The sequence below is a fragment of the Bacillus cereus group sp. RP32 genome (genome assembly GCF_040459735.1).
Lineage (GTDB): Bacteria > Bacillota > Bacilli > Bacillales > Bacillaceae_G > Bacillus_A > Bacillus_A wiedmannii.
Window position 1 is genome coordinate 4,661,195 of the sequence record NZ_JARVHO010000001.1, and the last position, 17,601, is coordinate 4,678,795.

The window sequence follows — 17,601 nt, forward strand, 5'->3', positions numbered from 1 at the left end:
ATATTCTCTCTGACTTACAACATTTCGAATTCATTAGGGGAGGATTTTCATTTTATGTTTTTCACACAATTATTTAAGCCTGCGCCCCACGCGGAACGCTTACCAGCTGATCGCGTTGATAGCGAATACCGTAAATTACGTTTACAAGTATTCTTAGGTATCTTCATCGGCTACGCAGGTTACTACTTTGTTCGAAAAAACTTTTCACTAGCGATGCCATACTTAATTGAACAAGGCTTTAGTAAAGGGGAACTTGGGGTTATCCTTTCAGCAGTATCTATCGCTTACGGATTAAGTAAATTTCTTATGGGTATCGTATCCGACCGTTGTAATCCTCGCTACTTTTTAGCAGCTGGGCTATTTTTATCAGGTATCATTAATATTATTTTCGGCTCATTTTCTTTCATTACAACGAGCATTATACTTATGTTTGTCCTTCAGTTTTTAAATGGATGGGTACAAGGTATGGGATGGCCTCCTTGTGGTCGTACGATGGTTCACTGGTTCTCTATTAGTGAACGTGGTACAAAAATGTCTATTTGGAACGTTGCTCATAATGTCGGTGGCGCGCTAATGCCTTCTCTTGTGACATTAGGCTTATACTTCTTCGCAAATGACTGGAAGAGTATTTTTTACTTCCCAGGTATTCTTTCAATTTTAGTTGGTATTTATGTATTAATTACGATGAGAGATACACCTCAATCTTGTGGATTACCTTCTATCGAAGAACATACTGGAGAATATCCATCAGATGAAAAAGTAAAAGATCGAGAACGCGAACTTTCAGTAAAAGAAATTTTATTTAAATACGTACTAAACAATAAATTTTTATGGTACATCGCTATCGCGAACGTTTTCGTTTATTTCGTACGTTACGGCGTTGTAGACTGGGCTCCTACCTATTTAGTAGAGGAAAAAAGTTTCACTCATAGTAGCTCCCGTACAGCTTATGCTCTATATGAATGGGCTGGTATTCCAGGTACACTTCTTTGCGGATGGATGAGTGATAAACTATTTAAAGGGCGCCGCGCACCTGCTGGTATTTTATTTATGGTTGGTGTATTTATCGCCGTTCTTGTTTACTGGCTAAACCCTCCTGGTAATCCAATGGTTGATAGTATCGCACTTGTCGCGATTGGTTTTTTAATTTACGGACCTGTTATGTTAATCGGCCTACACGCACTAGACTTAGCACCAAAAAAAGCTGCTGGAACTGCCGCTGGTTTAACTGGGTTCTTCGGTTACCTAGGTGGAGCTACTTTTGCTAGCGCAGCTATGGGCTTTATCGTCGATGCATTCGGATGGGATGGCGGATTCATCTTATTACTTGTATCTTGTGTACTTGCAATGTTCTTCCTTGCTCTTACTTTAAAGACAGGATCTGCAAAACCAAAACAAGCTTAAGTACTAATATTATTCTTATCAAAAAAAGAGAGACTGTTCTTTCCCGAACACCTCTCTTTTTTCTACATATAATACTTTTTTCCTACAAAAGATTTATTCTCCTCTTTTTATATGTTAGCGTTTTCAACTAACTTCAATCCCTTATATAACAGCATTCAATCTCTGCATAAAAAGATTTTTGAATATTTTATCAACTTATGCTTGTCAAACATTGTCAATTTATATTAAAATAACAACAACATACAAAATATTTAGTCTTTTCAGAAAAGATGGAGGGATAGCCATGAAGAATCCACTTCTTCGCATTGAAAACTTACAGACTTCCTTTCGCATACAAGATCACTATCATGCCGCAGTTGATGATGTTTCGTTAACTGTCCATGAAAATGAAATTGTCGCGATAGTTGGTGAATCAGGTTGCGGAAAAAGTGCACTTGCCCTTTCTATTATGCGATTGCATAATGAAGCAAATACAAAATTACAAGGGCAGCTTAACTATAGAGATAAGGATCTACTAACTATGTCAGCCGCAGAGATGAATAAAGTACGCGGATCAAACATCGGTATGATTTTCCAAGAACCTCTTACAGCACTCGATCCTCTTATGACAGTTGGAAAACAAATCGAAGAAAACTTAGACTACCACACAAGCCTTTCAAAAGTTGAAAAAAAAGAACGCACCTTAGAACTACTTCATCAAGTTGGTATTCCAAAACCAGAACTTACATATAAACAATACCCACACGAATTATCTGGCGGAATGAGACAAAGAATTGTTATCGCAATTGCAATTGCTTGTAACCCAGCACTCATTATTGCGGATGAGCCAACAACGGCTCTTGACGTAACCATCCAAGCACAAATTTTAGACTTACTAAAATCTATTCAAGAACAAACGAAAATGGGCATCATTTTAATTACTCATGATTTAAGTGTTGTCGCAGAAACAGCCGATCGTATCGTCGTTATGTACGCCGGACAAGTTGTAGAGACAGGAAAAGTTGAAGAGATTTTTAACAACCCTCTTCACCCATATACTCGTTCTCTATTAAACTCCATTCCATCTGCGTATGGTGAAAAAGAAAAATTGCATGTAATTCAAGGGGTCGTTCCTTCGTTAGCGAAGCTTCCTCGCACAGGTTGTCGCTTCCAAGCTCGAATTCCATGGATTAGACCTGATCAACACGAGGAAAATCCAATTTTACATGAAGTAAAACCAGACCATTGGGTACGTTGTACTTGCTACAAGCATTTCAACTTCCAAGATAAGAAAGGAGATGATGTAGCTCATGGCACTGCTTAAAGTAGAAGATTTAAAAGTACATTTTCCAATTAAAGGTGGTTTCTTCGGCCGCACATTAGATTACGTGCGTGCTGTCGATGGTGTAAGTTTTGAATTACAACCGGGTGAAACATACGGGATCGTTGGTGAATCAGGAAGTGGCAAATCAACAACGGGTAAAGCAATTATGCATTTAACGAAAGCAACAGAGGGTAGCATTCATTTTAATAATAGAGATTTAACAAAATTAAGTCGCTCTGAGCTACGTGAACAACGAAAAGATATTCAAATGATTTTCCAAGATCCTTATTCATCATTAAATCCGAAGAAACGTGTTCTCGACATTATTGCTGAGCCTCTTCGAAATTTTGAGAAGCTCTCACCTGATGAAGAACGTAGAGCGGTTCAAGAATATCTTGATAAAGTTGGTCTAAATCCAGAGTCAATTTATAAATATCCACATGAATTTTCCGGCGGGCAAAGGCAGCGGATTGGTATTGCACGCGCTCTTACATTAAAACCGAAGCTTATTATTGCTGATGAGCCAGTATCTGCGCTTGACGTCTCTGTACAAGCACAAGTATTAAACTTCTTGCAAGATTTACAAGCTGAGCTCGGACTAACATACTTATTCATTAGTCATGATTTAGGTGTAATTCGTCATATGTGTGATCGTATCGGTGTTATGTATCGCGGACGCATTGTCGAAGAAGCAACTAGTGCAGAAATTTATAGTAATCCGCAACATATTTATACGAAGCGCCTAATATCAGCAATTCCTGATATTCGTCCTGAAAACAGAGAGAGACAGCGTAAGCTCCGTCAACAAGTAAGCTCTGAATACGAGAAATCATACGAAAATTATTTCAATGAAAACGGTCGTGCTTATGACTTAAAAGCAATCTCGCCAACGCACCGGGTGGCATTACCATAAGGGAGTGATAAAACATGTGGAAGTTTATATTACGGAGATTTTTAGTGATGATTCCGCAATTATTCGTGTTAAGTGTACTTGTCTTTCTATTAGCTAAGGCAATGCCAGGCGATGCCTTAACCGGCAGAGCAATGAATCCAAAAGCGGATCCAAAAGTGATTGAAGAACAACGTGAAAAGCTTGGATTAAATGACCCAGTTGCAACACAATATGTTCGCTGGATTAAAAATGCAGCCCAAGGTGACTTTGGTATTTCCTATGCACATAAAATGAAAGTAACCGATTTAATTGGAGAACGACTTGGAAATACAGTATCTTTAGCACTTGTTATTCTTATTCTTACTTATTTAATTGCCATACCACTAGGAGTTATAAGTGGGCGGTGGAATGATACATGGGCTGATCGACTCATTACCCTTTACAACTATCTAGGTTTTGCTACACCACTATTTATATTTGCATTAATTATGCTCTTCCTATTCGGATTTAAGTTTGCAATATTCCCAACCGGCGGTAGCGTTGATCCTCAAGTTGCAACAGGTACATTTGCTTACTATTTAAGCAAATTGAATCACATGCTATTACCAGCTTTATCTGGTGCATTAATTGCGACAGTTGGTACGGTTCAATATTTACGAAGCGAAATTATTGATACGAAACATAAAGATTTTGTGCGTACAGTAAGAGCAAAGGGTGTTCCAGAATCAAAAATCTATTCTAGACATATTTTACGAAATTCATTCTTACCAATTGCAGCGTTCTTAGGTTATGAAATTACAGGATTAGTTGGCGGTGCTATCTTCTTAGAAAGCATTTTTAGCTATCCGGGAATTGGGCAACTATTTATACAATCTATCTCTCAACGCGATTTTAGTGTAATAACTGCACTCGTTATGTTTACTGGATTTGCAACGTTACTTGGAACTCTCCTTTCAGATATTATTCTAAGCATCGTTGATCCACGTATTCGTATTGATTAAAGAAAGGAGCAGACGTTATGTTGGCAAACCCTGAAAAACAAACTGAAGTTATTCATTACGAAAAAAGCCCTTCTGGTTTCTCTATTATGTGGCGAGAACTTCGTAAAGATAAATTAGCAATGTTTTCACTTGTTTTCCTAGCAATCTTATTACTAGCAGTCTACGCAACATCTTTTATTATGAAACAAGAAGATATTGTACGAGTTGATTTATTCGCTATTTATGCTCCTCCCTCTGCTGAACATTGGTTAGGAACAGATTACGGAGGACGCGATATTTTCGGCCAACTTATTATTGGTACACGTAACTCTTTTACAATTGGATTAGCAATTACTATTCTTTCTTGTGTAATTGGCCTTTCAATTGGATTAATTGCCGGTTATTTTGGAGGAGCAATTGATAATATCATTATGCGCATTATCGACTTTGTTATGGTTTTACCATTTTTAATGCTTGTAATTGTATTTATTACACTTGTTCCTACATTCAATATCTTCACTTTCATTTTAATTATGAGCGTGTTCTTATGGACAGGAAAGGCAAGATTAATTCGCTCAAAAGTATTAACTGAAAAAGAACTCGATTATGTCTCTGCATCAAAAACTTTAGGAACACCAAACTGGAAGATCATTCTTTTCCAAGTACTACCTAACTTAAGTTCAATTATCATTGTTAGTGTTACATTAAACCTTGCTGGAAACATCGGTATTGAATCTGGTCTAACCTTCTTAGGATTTGGTCTACCAGAAAGTACACCAAGCCTTGGTACACTTGTTAGTTATGCTAGAAATCCAGATGTATTACAAGAGAAATGGTGGATTTGGTTACCCGCATCAATCATGATTTTAACATTGATGCTGTGTATAAATTTTATTGGTCAAGCACTACGCCGTTCGGCCGACGCAAGACAAAGAAAAGGATAAGGGGTGGAAGAAATGACAAATAAGCCAAAGTTTTTCAAAGTATTAAGTACACTTGCAGTTTCAACATTACTACTTTCAGCATGTGGTGGCAGTGGTGGTAGTGAAAAAACGAGCAGCACAAAAAAAGTAGATACAAATAAATTTAGTGCATCTGTTAAAAATGATAAAAAGGAAATTAAAGATGGTTCATTAACATATGGTCTTGTTTCTAACACACCATTTGAAGGACTTTTGAACTTCGCTGTATATGAAGGAGATCCTGATAACCAGGTCATTACAATTTTCGATGAATCTTTATTATCAAATGACGAAAACTGGGAATACACGAATGATGGTGCTGCTACATATGAAATTTCTAAAGATAAAAAGACAATTACACTAAAAATCAAAGATAATGTAAAATGGCATGATGGAAACCCTGTTACTGCTGAGGATTTAGAATACTCTTATCTAGTAATTGGTAGCAAACAATATGCTGGTTCTCGCTATGACACTCAAATGCAAATGATTGAAGGTATGGAAGATTACCACAATGGAAAAGCCGAAAAAATTTCAGGTATCAAGGTAACGGATCCAAAAACAATTTCGATTACGTTTAAAGAACCGAATCCTTCAGTGAAAACTGGACTTTGGGCATATCCTCTTCATAAGAAATATTTAGGAGATGTACCAATCGATAAATTAGCAGAGTCTGATAAAATCCGTAAAAACCCAATTGGTTTTGGACCTTTTAAAGTGAAGAAAATTACTCCTGGAGAATCCGTTGAATTTGAACGTTTTGATGACTATTATGGCGGAAAACCAAAGCTGAAAAGCATGGTTTTAAAAGTTGTTAACCCTTCCGTTGTTAACGCGTCCTTAAAAAATGGTGATATTGACATTGCTGAAGTAAGTGCAGATCAATATCCAAATGTAAGTAAATTAAAAAATGCACAATTAGTCGGCAAAACCGATTTATACTATAGCTATATCGGCTTTAAGTTAGGCCATATGGATAAAGAAAAAGAAGAAGTAGTGATGGATAAGGAGAAATTTAAAGATGTTCGTGTACGTCAAGCGATGGCGTATGCTATTGATCGAAAAGAAATTGGTGAAAAATTATATCATGGCCTACGTTATCCGGCTAACTCACCAATCCCACCATCTCTACCAAAATATCATAACAATAAAGTTGGTGCCTATGATAAAGATGTAGAAAAAGCTAAAAAGTTATTAGATGAAGCTGGCTATAAAGATACGAACGGAGATGGATTCCGTGAAGATCCGAATGGTAAAGAATTTAAAGCTAATTTCTTATCAATGAGTGGTAGCGATGTAAGTGAACCACTTGCAAAATTCTTTATTCAATCTTGGAAAGACATCGGCCTAAAAGTAGAACTTCTTGATGGTCGCTTACACGAATTCAACTCCTTCTACGATATGATTAAAAAAGATGATCCAAAAGTTGATCTTTTCGCTGCCGCTTGGGGAACTGCATCTGATCCAGACCCTTCTGGTATTTGGGCTAAAAATGCAGCGTTCAATTACCCACGTTGGGCTACTGACAAAAACACAGAATTATTAAAACAGGGTATTTCTAAAGAAGCAGCTGATGAAAAGTACCGTAAAGATGTATACGATAAATGGCAAAAATTAGTTCATGATGAAGTACCATTAATTCCACTTCATTATAAATTTGATTTAAAAGGTGTAAATAATCGCGTAAAAGATTATAAATATACACCAGAAGATCAATACAAGTGGGGTAAAGTTAGCGTAACAAGCGATAAAGCAGAAACAGAGAAATAAGAAAATAGCTCCTAGCACTGAGGTACATGCTAGGAGCTATTTTTTATTTATAACCCTTCTCTTGCTATTAATAACAACCAATTCCTTTCCTACTCTAAGATTAAAAGATTTGATGAATCATCTTTATTACAACAGCTAACGTAACAGATGCAGCAAATCCTCCTAAACAAATTAAGCTTACCCCTTGACTATATGATAAATTTTGAAATGATTTCATTGCTTCCATCCTCCCTATCTCCCCATTGATACTCTTATTTTACCAATGGGGAAATTTTCATAACATCGATTTTACTAACAACTAACTTACAAATTTGTAAGTTAATAATTTCCCTTTAAACTTATATATCTAGTATGTCCAAGCTCTCTCCCTTTATACGTCAAAAAAGACCTCAAATTATATCAAGGTCTTGCTTACACTACAAAATTTCTCACTCATATTATTTTATAATCATCACCGGGCATTTCACTCGTTTTGCTATTTTATGGCTTACACTACCAAGCACCATTTCTTGTAATGTATTTAACCCTCTACTGCCTGCGATAACAAGATCTATATCCCCTGTATTTACATATTGAACAATCGTATCTCCAGGATCGCCATGTAATATCGTAATTTTGTAGGAAATGTTCTCTTTCTTTAATAAACTTTCAATCTCTTTTAATTTATCTTTTCGACTAGCCGATATTGTTTCTAAATCTGTTTGACCTTGTATAATATCTGATTTTGCCGTTCTATTATCTACTACGTACACAACTTCAACATTTGTTTCTTCGCTACATTTCGCAATATATGTTGCATGTTCCGCTGCTCGAAGTGCATGTTCAGAACCGTCACATGCTAATATAATTTGTTTGTACATATGCTGAATCCCCTTTTCGTTATCCTACCCGTATTATATAATAAAGCCCCCTAAAAAGGAGGCTTCTAACTAGCAATTCTTTTACTATAAGTAGCTAAATTTGAAATAATCTTCGAGCTTCGTTCATTTAATCCCGTTATACTTACTTTCACACCACTTTGTTCATACTTCATGATAACTTTATCAATTGCGGCTACTGCTGAATCATCCCATATATGCGCATAAGTAAAGTTCAACTCAATTTCTTTTACATCTTCATTGAATAAAAAATTATTTATAAAGTCTGCTGTAGATGCAAAGAAAAGTTGACCATGAATTTCGTATATTTTCTTATTTTCAATATATAAATGTTTCACGTGAATCTTTGCCATATTGAATGCAAATAAAACCGCACTAATTACTGTTCCGATAATTACACCTAATGCTAAATTATGTGTAATTATGACAATCACAACTGTTACGATCATAACAAATGCGTTTCCTTTTGGTACTTTATGAATCGTTGTTACAGAGTTCCAATCAAATGTTCCAATTGAAACCATAATCATAACTGCAACTAAAGCTGCCATTGGAATATGAACGACATAGTCACCTAAAACGAACAGTAATACGATTAGAAATCCACCCGCTACAAATGTTGATAAACGACCTCGTCCACCTGATTTAATATTAATAACAGATTGTCCAATCATTGCACATCCTGCCATTCCTCCGAAGAAACCAGCGACAATGTTTGCGATACCTTGACCACGTGCCTCTTTATGTTTATTACTTTCCGTATGCGTCATATCATCTAAAACTGAAGCTGTTAATAAAGACTCTAGTAAACCGATAATTGCAAGCATAACTGCGTACGGTAAAATAATCCCTAATGTCTCAAGTGTAAAAGGCACGTCAGGCATGCTAAAGAACGGTAATTCTTTCGGCAAGCTTCCCATATCTCCTACTGTTTTTAACTGCAATCCGCTCATAAGTGCAATACTTGTCACAATAATAATGGAAATAAGTGTAGACGGTACAGCCGTCGTAATACGTGGAAATACATATATAATTGCAAGTCCTAATGCGACAAGTGCATACATTTGCCAAGTTACATTTTTAAAATGTGGCAATTGCGCTGTAAAAACTAAAATTCCAAGTGAATTTAAAAACCCACTCATAACAGATTTAGGTACAAATTTCATAAATGAGCTCAGTTTGAACACGCCAAAAATAATTTGGACAATACCGGTTAATATTGTTGTAGCAAATAAGTATTGCAAACCATGATCCTTAACGAGAGTAACCATTAATAATGCCATTGCACCTGTTGCAGCTGAAATCATCCCAGTTCGTCCGCCAACAAATGAAATGGTAACTGCAATACAAAAGGCTGCGTATAACCCAACGGTCGGGTCCACGCCTGCAATAACTGAGAAAGCAATCGCTTCAGGAATTAACGCTAAAGCAACGACAATTCCCGATAGCGCGTCTCCTCTCACATTGGAGAACCAGTCATTTTTTATCGTTTGAAACAAAATACCACTCCTCTACTCTTTTATCATTTGATTTTCTCCATAAGAAAATCTAGGCCGACTGCACGAAGGCTATTATATAACGAGTAGAGAGATTTTTGCTATGTAAAAGTTTCCTAAAGAAAAAGACGCTACCTTAGCAGCGCCTTTACTCACTTTATTAATGTCCACCGTGCCCTTGACCACTTTCTTGAACAATCTCTAGCCTCTCATCCAATATACCTTGTGTTTCAAATGAAATATCACTCATACTTCCTAATAAGAAGCCGTGGTTATATGGTCCAAGCGTTGGATCATCTTTAAACTTCGGCTGAATAGTAGCAAGGAAGTCATAGACTGGTTGTGAAGCTTTCCCTTCTTCTAACAATACAATAGGTGCGTGTTTACCCATATGTGAAAATGGTGCTCCTGCAACTGCTAAATCTGGTGTTTTGCTTGAAACAAATGATAAACCGTGACCTGGTTTTGTGAACCCCCAGCCAAATTTCGTTTTTTCATCTTTAAACTTCGCAAATGCAACCGAATTTTCTGTTGGAGTCTCCCCACTAATACGCGTTACTTTCCCGTATTTACTTAACTCTTTTTCTACTGCTTTTGAAATAATTTTTTCTGGTCCTAATACATATATATTCGCTTTATCTTTTCTCATTTTTAATGCCTCTATCGTCGCTTCTGGCACCTTATCTTTTTCTGTATATAAAAGCGGTTCTGGCATATGAGAAATCCAGTTTACAGCTGGTGTTGTGTATAAAAGCCCTTCTTCTTCAGACGAACCTATAATAACGCTATTTGGATAACTTCCTGTTATATCGGCATATTCTTTATCCACATCTTTAGCAAATATAGCTGAATCCGTTTCTTTTATTTGCTTTACTTTATATGCTTTTAATTGTCCAAGGATAGATGCATCTACATCCCCCATCACCATAATTTGTGTTCCATCTTTCGTCCCGAGCGGATTTAATCGTTTTATTTCTTTTAACGTCATTTCGGGTACCTTTTCTTTTTCTATAAATAAGATAGGCCCGTTGTTTGGATGATGGATAAGATCGGCACTCGCGATACCTAATTGCCACTCGTTTACTGGTACTAAAATAATAGCGCCTGGCCGATTCTCTTTATGCGTTGCTGGCCATATCGTTTGCGAAGTTAATACTGCCATTTGCAAAGGATCGTTTGTGTTTAATCTCGTTACATTTTTTAAGCTTGTCGTTAATAAATCATTCGATGCTCCGTCGTTCATTTCTTTCGGCGCAGTTACCTCCTGATTCATTTTCATTTCCTTTTGCTCTGTTTTTTTCTCTTCTTTCGATTCATGATTTTTATGATCCGTGTTCGTTTGTCCACATGCAGCAAGACCAACTGCTGTAATTATTGTTATCCCAAAGATTCGGGTCATCTTTTTCACTATACCGCCTCCATATGAATCGTTTTCGAGCCAATATCATTACCTAAAATGGAATTTCAACTTTACAATAACAAGCAATTCTGAAGAAATTATGCAGATGCATGATAATCTGCACCATTTCTTCATGATTTTGACTTACAATTTAAGTAATAACTACAAATGCGGAGGTACTCTATGGTCGATATACTACTCGTAGATGATGAGCCAAGAATGCTTGAATTATTAACGCTTTATCTTACTCCAATCGGATATAACTGCGTATGTGCAGTGTCCGGGGAAGAAGCTATTTCACATATAGAAAATCGAAATTTTAAATTTGTTTTACTCGATATTATGATGCCAAAGATGGATGGATGGGAAACGTGCAAAAGAATCCGATCCTTTAGTAACGTTCCTATCATTATGGTAACGGCTCGTGATCAAACGATAGATGTCATCCAAGGGTTAAAACTTGGAGCGGATGATTATGTAACGAAACCTTTCCATGAAGAAGAGCTTTTCGCAAGAATTGAAGCTGTTTTAAGGCGAACGAATCAACACGCGCAAATCCAATATCACGGCATTTTATGGGATGAGGCAAAGCATTTCGTTTCTGTCTATAATGAAGAACTTCTTCTCACTCCAATCGAATTTTCTTTACTCGGGTTATTTTTACGTCATGTGAACTACGTGTTAAGCCGGGATCAGCTCATTGAACGAATTTGGGGATTAAATACAAATACAGAAGATCGAACAGTCGATTCACATATTCGCAATTTGCGTGATAAATTACGAAAAGTAAATTTCCCTATTGATCACCATTTAAAAACAGTTTATGGAGTCGGATATCGATGGATCGATACTTTAGATTAAGGAGCTAGACGATGAAGCGAATTTCTATTCAGCTCGGATTTTATTTTTTAATTGTTACACTTTTAATCGAAAGTGTTCTATTCGTCTTGCTTTATTATAGCCTTGTCAACAATAGAGTAAATGAAGAAATGACAGCTTTATTAAAGCGCGGAAATAGTCACCGAGATGTCCTTGAAAAGTATTTTGATAAGCAAACAATCTCCCATGTTGCACTAATGGAATCCGAAGCCGAAACCACCGTTGTTATTACAAATGCAAATAAGGATGTACTAGCTAAATCTAATGAAATAAATACTACTATAAAAAAGCATATTGAAAAGATGCAAACACGAACAGATCATGACGGAGCAATTATAGAGAATCATTGGAAAACATCTAATTATATATGTACAGTTAGTCCCATTGTAGTAGATGGAAAACATGAAGGCTATGTGTACATGTTTCTTGGGACAGAATCCATTGAAAAGATGGTTAATGGGCTAACAAAACATTTCATTATTGCTGGCGCTATCACGTTTCTACTAACAGCCATCACCATTTTTCTCTTATCACGGTTGTTAACAAAACCATTGTTACACATGAAACATGCCACTGAAAAAATGAGTAAAGGCGATTTATCTGTTTCATTAACGACTACTCAAAATGACGAAATTGGTGAACTAGCATCGTCTATTCAAACGCTTGCTAATGACTTACATTATATGAAAACAGAGCGAAGTGAATTTCTAGCAAGTGTTGCTCACGAATTACGAACACCGTTAACATACGTAAGAGGTTATGCTGACATTGCTTTAAAAGAAAGCACATCTCCTGAGCAACGTTTGCGATATTTATGTATTATAAAAGACGAATCTGATTACATTACAAACTTAGTTCAAGATTTATTTTCACTTGCACAAATGGAACAACATAACTTTTCTATTCAAGTAAAGGAAGTACATTTACACAACTTCCTTACTCGCATAGCCGAAAAAGTTAACGCTATGTATAAAGAAAGATACATTAAAGTTTCTTTCTCTTGTCCTCCTACTCTGCTAGTAAATTTAGATGAACAGCGATTTGAACAAGTGATAATAAACATTTTAAATAACGCTTATAGACATTCAAAAGAACATTCTCATATAAATATTTCTGTTACAGAAGAACATAAACGTATTTCCATTACAATTGAAGATGAAGGCGAAGGTATTCCGCCTGAAGACCTCCCTCACATTTTCGACCGCTTTTATCGAGTTGATAAAGCAAGATCACGAGCTACAGGCGGAACTGGTTTAGGACTATCTATCGTAAAAGAAATTGTAGAACTACACGGCGGGAATATTACTGTAACGAGCGAAGTTGATCACGGGTCTTGTTTTATCATTTCATTACCATCTATACAAAAACACGACTACTGATGGTAGTCGTGTTTCTTTATCATTTGACTTTATAATATAAATTTACAAATTGTCCAAAACGTTTCGTATCCGTTAAAGTTAAATTAATTTCTGGATTCTTGTCTTGAAATAACGGAACTCCAGAACCTAATATATGCGGTGTAATCGTAACGATATATTCATCAATTAGATTATTCTTAAAGAACTCTCTTAGTAGACTCCCTCCACCGACCATCCATATTTTAGATCCCTCCTGCTCTTTCAACCTTTTCGTAAACTCCACTACATCTTCATTTACAAACTCCACGTGTTCATTCGAACCTTTTTGTGAGTTAGAAAAAACATAACATTTTTTATCTAAATACGGGAATGGTTCTATATGCTCTACTACATAATCGTACGTTCTTTTTCCCATAATTATTGTATCAATTGTTTCATACATTTCTGTATAACCGTTATCTCCCTCTCCTTCCGTTTCCATTAACCACTGTAAATCATCATTTTCTTTCGCAATATATCCATCTAAGCTCGCCGCAATAAATAAAACAATTTCACGTGACATCTCTTTTCCTCCTTGTGTTTCATCTTGATAACATTATGATGTAAACAATATACTAACAATAAAACACGACAATTTATGTCATGTTTAAAAAGAAAAAAGGTGATACATTTGTCAAAAGCTAAACGCTTATTAGATATTCTTATATTCGCTTCGGCGAAAAAAACATTTACAGCTCAAGAAATAGCTGATGAATTTAATATTTCCGTGCGTACTGTCCATAGATACATTGTAGATTTAAGTGATATGGGTTTACCTATTTATGCTGAACAAGGTCGCAACGGAGGGTATAAAGTATTAACAAATAGAGTCATTCCCCCTATTTTATTTACGGAAGAAGAAGCAGTCTCCATCTTTTTTGCATTTCAATCTTTAAGTTACTATCGAGACTTACCTTTTAACACAGAAATCAATTCCGTTACACATAAACTGTATAGCTCTCTACAGCATGATGCGAAAGCGAAAGTTGATAAAATACGTTCTTATATCGCGTTTTGGAATCCGAAGAGAACAATTGATACACCTCTTTTAAACGAAGTACTAACTGCGGCTATTGAAAATAAAAATTTACACTTTCAATACGAATCTAAATCGGGGATAAAAATAAAACATGTTCATCCTATCGGTGTATACGCTCATGATGGGCTATGGTACCTACCATCCTATGACTTCAGCAGAAAAAAAGTATTACTGTATCGCGTTGATCGTATTCTTTCTATATTATCAACAGAAGAAAATAAAAATACGTTCATGAATTTAGAAAAATGGTTCGACTCTAGCTCTAACGTAGTACACACTCCTACCCAGTTACATGTCTCATTAACAGCAGAAGGTGTGCGCCAATGTAAAAGCGTTCCTTACCTTGAAGAATTCGTAGTAGTAAACGAAGACCGGACAGGATATATACATTCAACAATTGATAAAGGAGAAATCAATTTTATTACCCCTTTGTTTTATAGACTTGGAAAAGATGCACAAGTTTTAGAACCGAAAGAATTGATAGACGGTTTACGTATGCGCGCGAAAGAAATTTTACATATGTATGAAGACGAAAAAAGCTGCTAAATATAAGCAGCTTTTTAATCTAGTTGTTCCTATTATGTTTACGATTGACGAATATCAAACCACCAACGATTTTTCTCATTCATATTCTCAGTTCCACTAGAACCACTGTAACGGAAAGCTTCAAGGAAAAGTGAACCTAATTTATCCTCATCTACAAAATAACCTAACTTAACATTTACCGTTTGTCCTGGTCGGATACTGCCAATATTATAAAAGCTTTTTCCATCTCCGTGAGGCTCTAAATAATCAACTTCGCCTGTCATAATATTTTTTTCCTCAATTCCATCTCTTTCAGCGTAGTTCCATGCATTCCCTTCAGATTTAAGCAACTTTATGGATGGATGCATATAGATTTCTTTTGTCGACTTTTTACCAATATTTTTCACTGTTGTTGTTAAGTAAACAAATTTAGGATTAACTAATTTTGATTCTACTAATTTATCGATTGAATCTTTACCATTTCCAAGTTTATATTCATCCCGTCTGTATGGTAGCAGTTCTCCCATCTGATTTAAAGCCTTATTCTCGCTTAGTATTTCTAAGCCAAGTTCATTAAAGTTTTCTTGTTTAAAATCTTTAATTGAATCAAAGACTTCAACTTTTTCTATCACATATTCAATTTGGCTGTTATCCATGATTATAGTTACTGGAACCTTTTGCCCTATACGAAATAGTCGTTTGCTATCTTTTTTCAAAGGAATCACCTTAGTTTTTTTCGGTTCATCTCCTTCGCTAAAACGATTTTCATCATAATCTATTGTATCTGATGCCTTTTCTTTTGACGTAGGCTCAAGCGAAATGTTCCTTAACACCTCCATCATTTGTTCTTCATTTACATCGGATCCAATATAACTTTCTAACATAATCCCTTCTTTCTCAAAAAAGAGAAAGACCTTTCTGTCAAACATTACATTGTTGTTTCCTGTTTCTTTATGGACAATTACTGCTTTCCTACCATTTATCTCTTTTTCTTCGTAACTTTTCGAGTACAGAGTTTGAAAATCTGTATTCTCCCCTACTCTCCGAAGAGCGAATGAAAATCCACCCTTTGCGTAGTTATCTTTAAATGAATATTTCATAGCAGTGTCATCGATTGCTTCCATATTTTCTGGTAATTTATCGACTTTCAATTTATACCACTTGTCAGCCTTGTTCGAGTCCTTGTTTGTTACTGAAACATTTACTTCATAATTTTGTTTTTGAACGATCATATTATAGACTTTTACTGCTCCAAAAACGGTTGTCGGCATACCAATCAATAAGCAAGCAACTGCAATTAACATACGATGTTTTTTACGCTTTTTCTGCGGTTGTCCATCTTTCAGCTTCATTTCCTCCATAAACAATTTCTTTTTGCGCGTATATGTATGTGAAAATTCATGTTGTTCTTCAAGTTTATCAAAATCATCTAAAGCAATTTTTTCAGCAAGTTCATATATTTCTTTGGAGTTCTTTGAATTCGTCATGTTGTATACCTCCTATCATATTTTGGACTCGTTTTCGAGCGCGTTCAAACTGCTTGCGGACATTGACCTCCGTTATCCCCATAACACTTGAAATTTCTTGATACGTTAAGTTATAAAAGACTTTGTACTTAAACACCTGTCTGTTAGATTCATTTAACTCTTTTAGCAATGCATCAATTTGAAGCTCAGACATTTTACGTTTTTCCCACTCTTCAATATTTTCATCTACTGCCTCTACTGATTCTCTTTCATATTCTTCTAAAAATGTTTCATGTCGTTTATTTTTCCGGTAACTATCAATTGCCTTGTTTTTCGCGACCCTCAAAATGTAACGTTTAAGCTCTTGAGTAGCCAAGTTATGGAGCTTTTCCAAGTTCTTATAAAGAGTAATAAACGTCTCTTGAACTGCATCTTCTACCTGCTGAATATTATTTAAAATAGAATAAGCTACGTAATAAATTTTTTGTTCGTACAACTCGTATAGCTCTTCCATCTTTTCATAATCGTTGTTTGTAACTTTCATATAATTCCTCCTCTCACTCTATATAACGAATGAGCCATATACTTTGTGACACTATAAAATCTATTTATAAATAAAATTTAATAATAAAATAAACAAAAGCCCAATTTCTCTATTTTAACTGAGAAATTGGGCTTTTGTTTATTAGAGTTTTCCTGACTGCTCCTTTAAGATCATCCCTCTTACGCCTTTTCAGTAAGCAGTATTTGCTCTATCGCTTCTTTTAACAAATTCTGTGTCTCTTCCAAGTTATAATTCTGCTTTTCTCCCGGTTGTACCATATAAAACTCAGCAAACGAACGCTCTTTATATCTTGGTACGACATGCATATGATAATGCGATAACTCATTAAAAATCCCACCATTTTGGCAAATCGTAACTCCGTCAGGTTTATATACTATCTTAATCGCTTTTGCAATAAGCTTAGAAGCATCCATAACGGATTTTGCTACAACATCATCTAATTCGTCCACTTCTACAACATGCTGCTTTGGCACAATTAAAGTATGACCTGGATAAAAAGGTTCATGATCTAAAAAACATGTTACATAGTCATCTTCATATATTTTATATATAATTTCTTGTTCGTTGGCTAATTTACATCCTAAACATTCCATTACACTTTCTCCTCTCTCTAAAACATAAAAACGTGAGAGCCGTATTCTCACGT

General features: G+C 35.6%; 17 protein-coding genes. 9 read left to right on the forward strand and 8 right to left on the reverse strand.

Going from position 1 to position 17,601, the window contains the following annotated elements; translation table 11 throughout:
- The first annotated feature begins 54 nt into the window (after window positions 1–54).
- The 6 genes from glpT (at window position 55) to opp4A (ending at window position 7,311) form a co-directional block, all read left to right on the forward strand.
- Window positions 55–1,404 carry a glycerol-3-phosphate transporter gene (gene glpT, locus QCI46_RS24100; RefSeq protein WP_088061884.1) on the forward strand — a complete coding sequence of 450 codons (1,350 nt, stop codon included), beginning with the start codon at window positions 55–57 and terminating at the stop codon, window positions 1,402–1,404.
- 283 nt (window positions 1,405–1,687) lie between these two features.
- Entirely contained in the window at window positions 1,688–2,707 is a 1,020-nt protein-coding gene (locus tag QCI46_RS24105; RefSeq protein ID WP_000795363.1) for an ABC transporter ATP-binding protein, read from the forward strand.
- Window positions 2,694–3,620 (forward strand): ABC transporter ATP-binding protein, encoded by a 927-nt coding sequence (locus QCI46_RS24110; protein WP_001196372.1) that lies wholly within the window; start codon window positions 2,694–2,696, stop codon window positions 3,618–3,620. The genes QCI46_RS24105 and QCI46_RS24110 overlap by 14 nt, the downstream gene beginning before the upstream one ends.
- A 14-nt stretch (window positions 3,621–3,634) precedes the next feature.
- A complete protein-coding gene (gene opp4B, locus QCI46_RS24115) occupies window positions 3,635–4,600 on the forward strand; it encodes an oligopeptide ABC transporter permease (RefSeq protein WP_000265438.1) in 966 nt (321 codons plus the stop codon).
- A 17-nt stretch (window positions 4,601–4,617) separates the two neighbouring features.
- The gene (locus QCI46_RS24120; protein WP_060486988.1) at window positions 4,618–5,523 is read left to right on the forward strand and encodes an ABC transporter permease; all 906 of its coding nucleotides are present in this window, start codon (window positions 4,618–4,620) and stop codon (window positions 5,521–5,523) included.
- 12 nt (window positions 5,524–5,535) lie between these two features.
- Window positions 5,536–7,311, forward strand: coding sequence for an oligopeptide ABC transporter substrate-binding protein (gene opp4A, locus QCI46_RS24125; protein ID WP_000182627.1), 1,776 nt, complete (start codon window positions 5,536–5,538; stop codon window positions 7,309–7,311).
- Between the two features lie 100 nt (window positions 7,312–7,411).
- On the opposite strand, the gene QCI46_RS24130 is transcribed toward opp4A, so the two are convergent.
- From QCI46_RS24130 to QCI46_RS24145, 4 genes are all read right to left on the reverse strand, one after another.
- Entirely contained in the window at window positions 7,412–7,537 is a 126-nt protein-coding gene (locus QCI46_RS24130) for a DUF4027 family protein (RefSeq protein WP_082181333.1), read from the reverse strand.
- A 211-nt stretch (window positions 7,538–7,748) separates the two neighbouring features.
- The gene (locus QCI46_RS24135; protein WP_000278000.1) at window positions 7,749–8,171 is read right to left on the reverse strand and encodes a universal stress protein; all 423 of its coding nucleotides are present in this window, start codon (window positions 8,169–8,171) and stop codon (window positions 7,749–7,751) included.
- Window positions 8,172–8,236: 65 nt separating this feature from the next.
- Entirely contained in the window at window positions 8,237–9,688 is a 1,452-nt protein-coding gene (locus QCI46_RS24140; protein ID WP_353841607.1) for a SulP family inorganic anion transporter, read from the reverse strand.
- Between the two features lie 157 nt (window positions 9,689–9,845).
- Entirely contained in the window at window positions 9,846–11,093 is a 1,248-nt protein-coding gene (locus QCI46_RS24145; RefSeq protein ID WP_353841608.1) for a cell wall-binding repeat-containing protein, read from the reverse strand.
- A gap of 174 nt (window positions 11,094–11,267) precedes the next feature.
- On the opposite strand from QCI46_RS24145, the gene QCI46_RS24150 reads away from it, so the two are divergent.
- Together QCI46_RS24150 and QCI46_RS24155 are read left to right on the forward strand one after the other, a co-directional pair.
- Window positions 11,268–11,945, forward strand: a complete 678-nt coding sequence (locus tag QCI46_RS24150) for a response regulator transcription factor (RefSeq protein WP_353841609.1) — start codon at window positions 11,268–11,270, stop codon at window positions 11,943–11,945.
- A gap of 11 nt (window positions 11,946–11,956) precedes the next feature.
- Window positions 11,957–13,342 (forward strand): sensor histidine kinase, encoded by a 1,386-nt coding sequence (locus QCI46_RS24155; protein ID WP_353841610.1) that lies wholly within the window; start codon window positions 11,957–11,959, stop codon window positions 13,340–13,342.
- Window positions 13,343–13,361: 19 nt separating this feature from the next.
- Here the strand turns inward: QCI46_RS24155 and QCI46_RS24160 are convergent, their stop codons facing one another.
- A complete protein-coding gene (locus QCI46_RS24160) occupies window positions 13,362–13,883 on the reverse strand; it encodes a dihydrofolate reductase family protein (protein WP_353841611.1) in 522 nt (173 codons plus the stop codon).
- A gap of 75 nt (window positions 13,884–13,958) precedes the next feature.
- Between QCI46_RS24160 and QCI46_RS24165 the strand changes: the two genes are divergently transcribed.
- Window positions 13,959–14,945, forward strand: coding sequence for a helix-turn-helix transcriptional regulator (locus QCI46_RS24165; RefSeq protein ID WP_353841612.1), 987 nt, complete (start codon window positions 13,959–13,961; stop codon window positions 14,943–14,945).
- 38 nt (window positions 14,946–14,983) lie between these two features.
- Here QCI46_RS24165 and QCI46_RS24170 read toward each other — a convergent pair whose 3' ends face one another.
- The 3 genes from QCI46_RS24170 to QCI46_RS24180 form a co-directional block, all read right to left on the reverse strand.
- Window positions 14,984–16,411 (reverse strand): DUF4367 domain-containing protein, encoded by a 1,428-nt coding sequence (locus tag QCI46_RS24170; protein WP_353841613.1) that lies wholly within the window; start codon window positions 16,409–16,411, stop codon window positions 14,984–14,986.
- Window positions 16,377–16,934 (reverse strand): RNA polymerase sigma factor, encoded by a 558-nt coding sequence (locus QCI46_RS24175; protein ID WP_353841614.1) that lies wholly within the window; start codon window positions 16,932–16,934, stop codon window positions 16,377–16,379. The genes QCI46_RS24170 and QCI46_RS24175 overlap by 35 nt, the downstream gene beginning before the upstream one ends.
- 179 nt (window positions 16,935–17,113) lie before the next feature.
- Window positions 17,114–17,599 carry an HIT family protein gene (locus QCI46_RS24180; protein WP_353841615.1) on the reverse strand — a complete coding sequence of 162 codons (486 nt, stop codon included), beginning with the start codon at window positions 17,597–17,599 and terminating at the stop codon, window positions 17,114–17,116.
- Window positions 17,600–17,601 lie beyond the last annotated feature (2 nt).